This window comes from Alphaproteobacteria bacterium, assembly GCA_030740435.1.
GTDB lineage: Bacteria > Pseudomonadota > Alphaproteobacteria > UBA2966 > UBA2966.
The window spans coordinates 21,365-28,388 of the sequence record JASLXG010000028.1 but is presented as its reverse complement, the minus strand read 5'-3'; the positions used below and the strand labels follow the sequence as shown (position 1 = coordinate 28,388).

Sequence of the window (7,024 nt, the reverse complement as noted above, 5' to 3'; positions counted from 1 at the left end):
ATTGTCTGCCGCCGTCACACCACGATCCGTGACCTTGCCCGGCAGGTGCGGCGAAATCTTTTCCCAAACCTCGTCCCCGATGACCAAACGATCCATGTTCATCCAAGCCTCCTGACAAAAGAAAGCTTGAATCACTTTTTGGCGCTCTTGGGAATCCCTTAAATGTCAACGGACCCTAGCCTTGAAGATCGACTACTGTCAGTTATTCTATAGAACGATCTATAGAATGAATAGCAGCAAAGTGATCCGCTTGTCACTGGCAGCAACAGAAAGATACCCTGTGGGCATGGAACGGAACGCGGCAGCGGCGGAGCGTTACCGGGATCTGCGGGGCCGGACGGCGCCAGGTGTTTTGGCCCGGCGGGCCGAGGAGACGCCCGACGCCGTGGCCTACCGGGCCAAGCGGCTGGGCATCTATCGGGAACGAAGCTGGCGCCAGTTCCGCGATTTCGTGGCCGCCGCGGCGGCCGGCCTGCAGGCGCTTGGCGTCAGTGCCGGCGACCGCGTCGCCATCATGGGCGATGCCTGCGAGGAATGGGCGGTCTGCGACCTGGGCGCCCAGGCCTTGGGCGCCATCACCTACGGCATCTACCCCACCGCCTCGATGTCGGAGGTGGCCTACCAGATGCGCGACGGCGGGGCCCGGGTGTTCATCGCAGAGGACCAGGAATACGTCGACAAGATCCTGCCGCTGATGGACGAGCTCTCGGGGCTGGAGTGGATCGTGGTGATCGATACCACGGCCATGTTCATGTACCAAGACCCGCGCATTCGGTCTTACGAAGACCTCTTGCTCCTCGCCCCCTCGTCGGCCGAGGGCTTTGCCGCCCTGGTGGCGGCGCTGGATCCGGCGGCGCCGGCCTTCATCGTCTATACCTCGGGCACCACCGGCGATCCCAAGGGGGCGCTGGTCAGCCACGGCAAGCACCTGGCGGCGACCCAGACCTTCGTCGAGCACTTTCCCCAGTTGCGCGAGAAGGGCCACCGCACCGTGGCTTACCTTCCGCTGTGCCACATCATGGGCCGCGACATCACCATCACGCTGCCGCTGCTGGCCGACATCGTGCCGCATTACGGCGAGGACATCGAGGAACTGGCGCTGACACTCTTCGAAGTGGCGCCGACGCTTTTGATGACGGTGCCCAGGTACCTGCAGAAATTCGCCTCGCAGCTTTTGGTCGGCATCGAGAACACCAGCCCGCTGAAGCGCCGCATCTACGATTTCGCGCTCGGCCACGCCCGCCGCCAGGCCCGCCGGCGCTGGGAGGGACGCTTCGGCCCAGTGGCGCGCTGGTTCAACGGGCTGCTCTATCAGCTGGCCTTCAGGCCCATCCTCAACAAGATCGGCTTCGACCAGCTCGGCCTGGTGCTCTCGGGCGGTGCGCCGCTGCCGCCGGAGACCATGGCGCTGTGGCAGATCTGGGGTGTCAACGTGGTCGAGATCTACGGCCAGACCGAGACCGGCGGTGCCATCATCAGCGGCCAGGACGCCCACTTTCCGCGGCCCGGCGACATCGGTACCATCGCCAGCGGCTGGCAGGTCGAGCTGGCCGAAACGGGCGAGATTTTGGTGCGCGGCCAGGACATGTTCGAGGGCTATTGGCGAAAGCCCGAGGCCACGGCGGAACTTTACGACGCCGAGGGCCGGTTGCGGACCGGCGACATCGGCGCCTGGCGTGAGGGCCGGCTGCGGATCATCGACCGGGCGCGCGATTTCATGATCACCTCGGGCGGCAAGTCGCTCAGCCCGACGCATATCGAGAACACGCTGCGGGCCAGCCCCTACGTCAGCGAAACCGTGGTATTCGGCGACAATCGCAAGTACGTCTCGGCGCTCATCGAGATCGACTTCGACACGGTTTCCAATTGGGCGCGCAACCGCAACCTCGCCTATGCCGGTTTCACCAGCCTGACCGAAACCGAGGAAGTGCAGGGCCTGATCGCCGTCGAGGTGGACAAGGCCAACACAGACCTGGCCCGGGTCGAACAGGTCAAGGCCTTCCGCATCCTGCCCAAGGTGCTGGACCCGGAGGAGGAGGGCGAGCCCGTGACGCCGACGCGCAAGATCAAGCGCGGGCTGATGTACGAGACTTTCAGCGCCATGGTCGAATCCATGTACAGTGACGACGAAGCCGGGCGCCAGGCGGCCGAGGTCGGCGATATCCTCGAGCAGCCGGCAGCGGGATAAGAGACTTCAACAGGGAGAAGAAGGAGGTGTGTCGTGTATATGAAATCACTTAAGAGTTTGGCAATTGCCTCGCTCGCCGTGGTGGCGGTCCAGGTCCTGGTGCCGGCTGCGCCGGCGCTGGCCCAGGACGCCTACCTGGTCGGCGTATCCGCCGCCATGACGGGGCGCGGCTCGGCCGGTTATGCGCCGGTGGCCGAGGCCATCAAGATCTATTTTGCCGGCCTCAACCAAAAAGGCGGCGTCAACGGCCACCCGGTCAAGATCCTGATCCGAGATAACCAGGCCCAGGCTTCGAAAGGCGCCTCCGACGCCAAGCGCTTCGTCAATCAGGAAGGCGTCCATCTGATGATGAACGTCAGCCTCTCCAGCACCTATGCGCCGATGGTCGCGGAATCGCGGAAATCCAAGACGCCGCTACTCTTTGCCGGGGTCTGCCCGCGCGAGGTCTATCCGCCGGCCAACGACCTGCAGGCCTGCGCCACCGCCTACGCCGCCGGCTACGATGCCCGTTTCGCCATGGACTACATCAAGGCCAAGGATGGCAGCAAGGCCAAGATCGGCCTGGTCTCGATGGCCATCCCGATCTCGCGGGCCGAGGTCGACAGGGCGGCCAAACTGGCCGACTCCATGGGCATGAAGGCGGTGGCCAACGAATCGGCACCGCCGCCAACACCCGACTATTCGCCCTTCGCCACCAAGATCATTCAGGCCGGCGCCAACTGGGGCTATTCCTGGGCCCCCTGGGTGACCCAGATCAAGACCTTCCAGGCGCTCAGGAAGCTGGGCTGGAAGGGTACCTTCATCACCTATGCCCACAACAACGCCGAGGAAGAGCTCAAGCGCGTCAAGGACGAAGGTTTGCTGGTCTACGGCGCCAACGCCATGTTCCAGGACAACCTGCCGGTCCACGCCGAGATCAAGGCGGCCTATGACAAGGCCGGCTCCAAATTCCCGCTGACCTACTTCGGCGAGGGCTGGGCTCATGCCTTGGCCCTCGAAGGGCTGTTGAAGAACGTCGCCTGGCCACCTACCCGGGCCAAGGTGACGGCGGCGCTCGACAATGTAAACGTCGACCTCAAGGGCTTGCGCGGCGGCAATCTGATTTGGACCAGCGGCAACCACTTCCGTACCCGGCACCACTACCGGGTCTACCGCTGGGACAACGCCAAGCAGGGCATCATCCAGCTTCAGGACTGGACGTCCTACGACATTAAGTGACGGCTTGAGCATTGACGCCCCAGCCTGCCCCTCGGCGGGCGGGCTGGGGCGAAGCCGCCGGGTCTACAACCAACCCCCCAACTAACCCGAAGCCATGCAGGTCTTTACCAACATCATCGTGCTGACGGCGATCTACGCCCTGATCTGCTGTGGTTACGTGCTGGTCTACCGGGTCAGCCGGGTGCTCAACCTGGCCCACGGCGAGCTGATGCTGCTGGGGGCCTATCTGCTGCTGGCCACGGCCTCGCTGTTTGGCGGCCATCCCGTACTGGCGCTGGGGGCGGCGCTGGTGCTCAGCCTGTGTATGGGCATCGCGGTCTATCTCTTGCTGATGCGGCGCATGACCGGCGAGATGGTGGTGGCGGCGGTACTTGTGACCATAGCGCTGGGCATTCTGCTGCGCGGCCTGGTGGTGCTGTTTTGGACCGACCGGCTGCGCCACCCGCTGGAAGAGCTGGGCTGGCAGAACGGCTCGCTGCAACTGGCCGAGGGCATGGCACTGTCCCAGGTCAACCTGCTCACCGTACTGGTGGCTGTGGCGGTCTATCTCGGGCTTTTCGTCTTCTTCCGCTTCACGCGCTGGGGCGTGCGCATGCGGGCGGCCGGCGAGAACCCCTTGCTGGCGGCCCAGCGCGGCATACGGCTGCATGTCATCTACGCCCTGGCCTGGGGCATGGCGGTCTTTACCGGCGGTGCCACGGGCATGCTGCTGGCCGCCGATTCGGGCCTCGAGACGACGCTGGTGATCATCGGCCTCAAGGCCTTCCCGGCGGCCCTGGTGGGCGGCCTCGACAGCCTGTTGGGAGCGCTATTGGGCGCCTTCATCGTGGCCACGGCCGAGGTCCTGGCCATCCACTACATCGACGCCCTGGTCAGCGACGTGGTGCCCTTCCTGGTGCTGTTGGCCATGCTGATGATCCGGCCCTGGGGCCTTTTCGGCACCAAAGAGGAATTCGAGCGCGTCTGATGTCCCGGGCCAGCGGCTATTTCAAGACCGACTACGGCGCCGACCTGGTGCTGGTGGAGACCCGATTCCAATGGTTCTGGGTGCTGCTGCTGGCGGCGGCACTGCTCGGCTTTCCTTTCCTCACCGGCCCCTTCGGGCTCGATCTGGCGAACCAGGTGTTTCTCGCCATCGTCGGCTCGGTGGGCTTGATGCTGCTCTCGGGGCATGCCGGCCAGATCTCGCTGGGCTCGGCCGGTTTGCTGGCCGCCGGCGCCTTTGTCACCGGTATCCTGGTCAAGGAAATCGGCGCATCGATTTGGCTGACGCTGCCCGCTTCGGCCCTCATGGGCGGCCTGCTGGGCGTCATCTTCGGCCTGCCCAGCCTGCGCCTCAAGGGGCTTTATCTTGCCATGAGCACACTGGCGCTGCACTTCATCGTCGTCTTCCTGGGCGGCGAATACGAAACCATCCGCGGCTTTTCCACCGGTATTTTGATCGATCCGCCGGTCATCATGGGCTGGGAGTTGTCGGACCCGCGGGCCTGGTATTTCGTGCTGCTGCTGATCGACGTTGCCGTGGTGCTGTTCAGCCTTAACCTGGTACGTTCGCGTACCGGCCGGGCCTGGGCCGCCATCCGCGGCCGCGAAGTGGCGGCCGAGGCGCTGGGTATTTCGGTGCATTGGTACAAGCTTTCGGCCTTCGTCGTCTCCTCGGTGCTGACGGCCATTGCCGGCTGCCTCTTCGCCTACTACCACAGCTTCGTCTCGGTCGAGGCCTTCTCGCTCTTTCTTACCATCCAGTACGTCGCCATGATCATCATCGGCGGCCTGGGCTCGATCCTGGGGGCCATCCTGGGTGCCGGTTTCGTCGTCCTCTTCCCCTACGTCATCGAATGGGGCATGGAGGTGCTGCCGGTGCCGGCGCGTTTCGCCGACCACATCTTCGCCGTCAATTTTGCCTCCTTCGGGCTCATCATGATCCTTTTTTTGGTCTTCGAGCCCTTGGGCCTGGTCGGCATCTGGCATCGCCTCAGGGACTATTTCCTGGAATGGCCCTTCCGCCACAAGCCCTTGGGGAGCTGAGGTGAGCAAGCTCCTCACACTCGACACCGTCGAGGTCGTCTACCACCAGGTGGTGACGGCGGTGCAGGGCGTCTCGCTGGAGGTGCGCGAGGGTCAGATCGTGGCGCTACTGGGTACCAACGGCGCCGGCAAGACGACCACGCTCAGGGCCATCTCCGGCTTTATCGGCCTCGATGACGCCAAAGTCAGCGACGGCACCATCCACTATCGCGGCCGCCCGATCGCCAACCAGCCGCCGCATCTGATCACCGGGCTGGGCATCGTCTTGGTGCCCGAGCGCGACAAGGTCTTCGAGAGCCTGACGGTGGCCGAGAACCTCGAGGTGGCGACGCCGCGCCAAGGCGGCGTGCGGCGGACCGAGGTGGTCTACGACTACTTCCCCCGCCTGGCCGAGGCCCGCAACCGGCTGGCCGGCTACCTTTCGGGCGGCGAGCGCCAGATGCTGACCATCGGCGCCGCGCTGGCCTGCGAGCCCGAGCTGCTGCTGGTCGACGAGTTGTCGCTGGGCCTGGCGCCGCTCATCGTCGACGAACTCATCGAGCGCCTGGTGGCCATCCGCCGCGACCTCGGCCTGACCATCGTGTTGGTCGAACAGAACGCCGCCGTGGCGCTGGAGGTGGCCGATTACGGCTATGTCATCGAAAGCGGGCGCATCGTGCTCGACGGCGATCCCCAGCGCCTGCTCGGTCACAAGGACATACAGGAATTCTACCTCGGCCGGGCCGAGGGCGAGGACCGGCGCAGCTATCGTGACGTCAAACAATACCGTCGCTCCCGGAGGTGGTATGGTTGAGGGAGCACTGGTGCTGGAGGATCTCTCGCTCAACTTCGGTGGCCTGAGCGTGCTCAACGAATTGCGCCTGGAGACCCGGCCCGGCGAGATCCTGGCCCTGATCGGTCCCAACGGCGCCGGCAAGACCAGCGTGCTCAACTGCATCAGCGGCATCTACCGCCCGGGCGGCGGCCGGATCGTTTTCGAGGGCTCGGACATCACCGGTCTCAAGCCCCACATCGTGGCGCGGCGCGGCATCGCCCGCACCTTCCAGCATGCCGAGCTCTTTCCCCACCTCAGCGTGCTCGATAATTTGCTGATTGGCCGCCACACCCGGTTCAAGAGCAACCTGCTGAGCGAGGGCCTTTTCTTCGGTCCGGTGCGCCGGCAAGAAGTCGAGCATCGCCGGCGCGTCGAGGAGATCCTCGATTTCGTCGAGCTGCAGCGCTACCGCAAGCAGCCCGTGGCGGCGCTGCCCTTCGGCATCCAGAAGGTCGCGGGCTTCGCCCGAGCGTTGGCCATGGAGCCCAAACTGCTGTTGCTCGACGAGCCCTCGGCTGGCCTCAACCGCGAGGAAAAAGAGGACCTGGCGCGCTTCATCCTGCGCATCAAGCACGAGATCGGCATCACCATGCTGTGGGTCGAGCACGACATGCAGATGGTGGCCGATCTCGCCGACCGCATCTACGTCGTCGATTATGGCCGCTTCGTCACCGAGGGCCCGCCCGAGGAAGTGCTGGCCGACCCCCGCGTCGTCGAGGTCTACCTCGGTGGCCACGGCAAGAAAAGTTAGGGCCGGGTTTTCTTCTTGTCATTTC

The 7,024-nt window shown here is 64.7% G+C and carries 6 protein-coding genes; all 6 read left to right on the top strand.

What is annotated here, in order from left to right:
• Positions 1–286 precede the first annotated feature (286 nt).
• The 6 genes from QGG75_03215 to QGG75_03190 all read left to right on the top strand — a co-directional run bounded on the left by QGG75_03215 (position 287) and on the right by QGG75_03190 (position 6,999).
• The gene (locus QGG75_03215) at positions 287–2,188 is read left to right on the top strand and encodes an AMP-binding protein (GenBank protein ID MDP6066254.1); all 1,902 of its coding nucleotides are present in this window, start codon (positions 287–289) and stop codon (positions 2,186–2,188) included.
• 39 nt (positions 2,189–2,227) lie between these two features.
• Complete coding sequence (locus QGG75_03210) at positions 2,228–3,406, top strand: ABC transporter substrate-binding protein (protein ID MDP6066253.1); 1,179 nt, start codon at positions 2,228–2,230, stop codon at positions 3,404–3,406.
• Positions 3,407–3,500: 94 nt separating this feature from the next.
• Positions 3,501–4,373: a branched-chain amino acid ABC transporter permease gene (locus QGG75_03205; protein MDP6066252.1), complete on the top strand. Its 873-nt coding sequence runs from the start codon at positions 3,501–3,503 to the stop codon at positions 4,371–4,373.
• Positions 4,373–5,434, top strand: coding sequence for a branched-chain amino acid ABC transporter permease (locus QGG75_03200; GenBank protein MDP6066251.1), 1,062 nt, complete (start codon positions 4,373–4,375; stop codon positions 5,432–5,434). Before QGG75_03205 ends, QGG75_03200 begins: the two co-directional genes overlap by 1 nt.
• 1 nt (position 5,435) lies before the next feature.
• Positions 5,436–6,227: an ABC transporter ATP-binding protein gene (locus QGG75_03195; protein ID MDP6066250.1), complete on the top strand. Its 792-nt coding sequence runs from the start codon at positions 5,436–5,438 to the stop codon at positions 6,225–6,227.
• The gene (locus QGG75_03190; protein MDP6066249.1) at positions 6,220–6,999 is read left to right on the top strand and encodes an ABC transporter ATP-binding protein; all 780 of its coding nucleotides are present in this window, start codon (positions 6,220–6,222) and stop codon (positions 6,997–6,999) included. Before QGG75_03195 ends, QGG75_03190 begins: the two co-directional genes overlap by 8 nt.
• The last annotated feature ends 25 nt before the right edge of the window (positions 7,000–7,024 follow it).

Excerpts from the sequence above, each read along its gene's own strand:
- QGG75_03215 (MDP6066254.1), top strand. The coding sequence starts at position 287 with ATGGAACGGAACGCGGCAGCGGCGGAGCGTTACCGGGATCTGCGGGGC.
- QGG75_03210 (MDP6066253.1), top strand. The coding sequence starts at position 2,228 with ATGAAATCACTTAAGAGTTTGGCAATTGCCTCGCTCGCCGTGGTGGCG.
- QGG75_03205 (MDP6066252.1), top strand. The coding sequence starts at position 3,501 with ATGCAGGTCTTTACCAACATCATCGTGCTGACGGCGATCTACGCCCTG.
- QGG75_03200 (MDP6066251.1), top strand. The coding sequence starts at position 4,373 with ATGTCCCGGGCCAGCGGCTATTTCAAGACCGACTACGGCGCCGACCTG.
- QGG75_03190 (MDP6066249.1), top strand. The coding sequence starts at position 6,220 with ATGGTTGAGGGAGCACTGGTGCTGGAGGATCTCTCGCTCAACTTCGGT.